A 3,766-nucleotide genomic window follows, 5' to 3' on the forward strand; every position below is an offset into this window, starting at 1 on the left:
GCATGCACGTTACGCTGGGCCACGCAGTCGCCGATACGGAACAACAGGTAGCCGTCGCCGCTCTGCTCCAGGCAAGGTTGCGGCTTGATCGCGAACAAGGCTTCGACGTCGATCTGGCCTTTGTTGCGCGAGCCTTCCTTCAGCGCGTAGTAAATCTCTTCGTCCGGGCGCACGCCGTTTTCCACGACCACCTGGTCCACCACCCGCTCCTCCTTGGCGCCGGTGTATTCGTTTTCCAGTACCGCCACCAGCTTGTCGCCTTCGCGGTAGACCTTCTCCAGCATCATGTCGCCGGTCATGATCACTTCTTTCGGGTACATGCTGCGGTAGTAAGTCGGGAACGACGTACCCCCGATGGCGACGCCCGGCTTGATGTCGTCGGTGACAATCTCGACCTGGCTGCCCTTGTCGGCAATGAAGTCGGCGGTGGACATGCCGGTGAACTCGCAAATGGTGTCGTAGACCAGCACGTTCTTGCCTGGCGCCACCTTGCCGTCGAGGATGTCCCAGCTGCTGACCACCAAGCCTTCAGCCGCGCCCCAGTGTTCGTTCTGCTCGATGAACGGATGGCCGCCGACGGCCAGCACTACCACGTCCGGACGCAGGTCCATGATGGTCGGCGCATCTGCCGCGGTCCCCAGGCGCAGGTCGACTTTCAAGCGTGCCAGTTCCAGTTGATACCAGCGGGTAATACCGGCGATCTGGTCCCGTTGCGGCGCCTTCGAGGCGGTGGTGATTTGCCCGCCGATGAATTCTTTCTTCTCGAACAGGGTGACGTCGTGGCCACGTTCGGCGGCAACACGAGCGGCTTCCATCCCCGCAGGACCGGCGCCGACCACCACCACTTTGCGTTTCACGCCGGTGGTTTTTTCGATGATGTGCGGCAGGCCCATGTATTCACGGGAGGTCGCCGCGTTCTGGATGCACAACACATCCAGGCCTTGGTACTGACGATCGATGCAATAGTTGGCGCCGACACATTGTTTGATCTGGTCGATCTGGCCCATCTTGATCTTGGCGATCAGGTGCGGGTCGGCGATGTGCGCGCGGGTCATGCCGACCATGTCGACGTAACCGCCTTCCAGAATACGCGTGGCCTGGTTCGGGTCCTTGATGTTCTGCGCGTGCAGCACCGGAACCTTGACCACTTCCTTGATACCGGCCGCCAGGTGCAGGAACGGCTCCGGTGGATAACTCATGTTCGGAATCACGTTGGCCAGGGTGTTGTGAGTGTCACAACCCGAACCCACGACGCCGATAAAGTCGAGCATGCCGGTGTCGTCGTAATACTTGGCGATCTGCTTCATGTCTTCATGGGACAGACCGTCCGGGTGGAACTCGTCACCACAGATGCGCATGCCGACGCAGAAATCGTCGCCGACCTCGGCGCGCACGGCTTTCAAGACTTCCAGACCGAACTTCATCCGGCCTTCGAAGGTGCCGCCCCATTCGTCGGTACGCTTGTTGACGCGCGGGCTCCAGAACTGGTCGATCATGTGCTGGTGCACGGCCGACAGTTCGACACCGTCCAGGCCACCGGCCTTGGCGCGGCGGGCCGCTTGAGCGTAGTTACCGATCACCCGCCAGATCTCTTCCGGCTCGATGGTCTTGCAAGTGGCACGGTGCACCGGCTCACGCACGCCTGACGGCGACATCAGGGTCGGCCAGTTGAAACCGTCCCAGCGCGAGCGACGGCCCATGTGGGTAATCTGGATCATGATCTTGGCGCCGTGCTTGTGCATGGCGTCGGCCAGGTTCTGGAAGTGCGGAATGATGCGGTCGGTGGACAGGTTGACCGAACTCCACCACTCCTGCGGGCTGTCGATGGCAACCACGGACGAACCGCCGCAGATCGCCAGGCCGATCCCGCCCTTGGCCTTCTCTTCGTAATACTTGACGTACCGGTCGGTGGTCATGCCGCCGTCGGTCGCGTAAACCTCGGCGTGCGCGGTGCTGAGCACGCGGTTGCGGATGGTCAGTTTGCCGATCTGGATCGGCTGGAACATTGCTTCGAAAGCCATGGCACGGTCCTCGGCTTACAACGGCTTGACGATGAACAAGCCGTCATCGTGGCCCTCTTCGGAGCCTCCGTAGACTTGTTCGGCCACAGTACGGATCTTGCTGCCACGGGCTTCGAGAATCTGGTCCATGGCGCCGGCGAACCAGCCGGTGAACATGTAATCGACCTTGCGCCCGACTTTGCCGTAGACATAGACGAATGCCGAGTGCTCGAGCTTGACGCTGGCGGTGCCTTTGTCGAGGTCGATGTCCTGGATCTTGAACAGGCCCCAACCACGTTGCGACAAACGCTTCATGTAGTGCTCGAACACCGCGACGCCTTCCAGGCCGTGGCACTCGGCTTCTTTTTCACACCAGTGCCAGGCGGATTTGTAGCCGGCCTTGTAGAGGATTTCGGCATAGGCTTCGGCGCCCAGCACTTCCTCGATGCCCATGTGGTTGTTGACGAAGAAATGCCGTGGCACGTACAGCATCGGCAGGGCGTCGGAGGTCCAGACACCGGTTTCGCTGTCGACTTCGATAGGCAATTGCGGGGCGATCTTGGCCATGGAAACTTAACTCCAGAAAATTCGTTGTGTTGCCTGCGGCGCGGACGGCCGCAGGAAAGGATTCAGAAGTGCGGTGGCTTATTCGCCCCAGACGTCCTTTAGGACATTGACCCAGTTTTCGCCCATGATCTTGCGCACCACGCGCTCGGAATGGCCGCGCTTGAGCAGGGTTTCGGTCAGGTTCGGGAACTCGCCGACGGTGCGGATGCCCAGCGGGTTGATGATCTTGCCGAAGCTGGTCAGGCGGCGGGCATAGCCCTTGTCATGGGTCAGGTATTCGAAGAAGTCCTGGCCGTGACCCTGGGTGAAATCGGTGCCGATGCCGATGGCGTCTTCGCCGACGATGTTCATGGTGTATTCGATCGCTTCGGCGTAATCGTCGATGGTCGAATCGATGCCCTTGGCGAGGAACGGCGCGAACATGGTCACGCCGACGAAACCACCGTGGTCGGCAATGAACTTCAGTTCTTCATCGGACTTGTTGCGCGGGTGCTCCTTGAGCCCCGACGGCAGGCAATGGGAGTAGCAGACCGGTTTTTTCGATTCGAGGATGACTTCTTCGGAAGTCTTGGAGCCAACGTGGGACAAGTCGCACATCACGCCGACACGGTTCATCTCGGCAACGATTTCACGACCGAAGCCCGACAGGCCGCCGTCACGCTCGTAGCAACCGGTGCCCACCAGGTTCTGGGTGTTGTAGCACATCTGCACGATGCCAACCCCGAGCTGCTTGAACACCTCGACATAGCCGATCTGGTCTTCAAAGGCGTGGGCATTCTGGAAACCGAAAAGGATGCCGGTCTTGCCGACTTCCTTGGCCTTGCGAATGTCTGCCGTGGTGCGCACCGGCATCACCAGGTCGCTGTTCTCGCGGATCAGTTTCTGGCTGGCGGCAATGTTGTTGACGGTGGCCTGGAAGCCCTCCCACACCGACACGGTGCAGTTGGCTGCGGTCAGGCCGCCCTTGCGCATGTCTTCGAACAGTTCACGGTTCCACTTGGCAATAATCAGCCCGTCGATAACGATGCTGTCGGCGTGCAATTCGGCTGGGCTCATCAGGCTGTCCCCTTGTTAGCGATTCATGCGCCGAATCGTCTGCCGGCGCTTTGGGGCCAGCATATGCCTCGGTGCGGGGGCAGCCGGGTGCAAAAACGACAGGGGAATTGCCGAAAGCGTCAATCCGCGACAAAGGGTCGTCG

At 60.5% G+C, this 3,766-nt stretch carries 3 protein-coding genes; all 3 read right to left on the minus strand.

Features of this window, described 5'->3' with window-relative positions:
• Positions 1–2,021 (minus strand): dimethylglycine demethylation protein DgcA (gene dgcA, locus D8U69_RS16240; RefSeq protein WP_130907716.1); only part of this gene is annotated, 2,021 nt, incomplete at its 3' end.
• Positions 2,022–2,036: 15 nt separating this feature from the next.
• A complete protein-coding gene (locus D8U69_RS16245) occupies positions 2,037–2,567 on the minus strand; it encodes a 4-vinyl reductase (RefSeq protein ID WP_039757633.1) in 531 nt (176 codons plus the stop codon).
• 78 nt (positions 2,568–2,645) lie between these two features.
• Positions 2,646–3,623: a dipeptidase gene (locus tag D8U69_RS16250; protein WP_056853892.1), complete on the minus strand. Its 978-nt coding sequence runs from the start codon at positions 3,621–3,623 to the stop codon at positions 2,646–2,648.
• Between the last annotated feature and the right edge of the window lie 143 nt (positions 3,624–3,766).

The organism is Pseudomonas sp. Sample_16 (assembly GCF_004307665.1).
Taxonomy (GTDB): Bacteria; Pseudomonadota; Gammaproteobacteria; order Pseudomonadales; family Pseudomonadaceae; genus Aquipseudomonas.

Excerpts from the sequence above, each read along its gene's own strand:
- D8U69_RS16245 (WP_039757633.1), bottom strand. The coding sequence starts at position 2,567 with ATGGCCAAGATCGCCCCGCAATTGCCTATCGAAGTCGACAGCGAAACC.
- D8U69_RS16250 (WP_056853892.1), bottom strand. The coding sequence starts at position 3,623 with ATGAGCCCAGCCGAATTGCACGCCGACAGCATCGTTATCGACGGGCTG.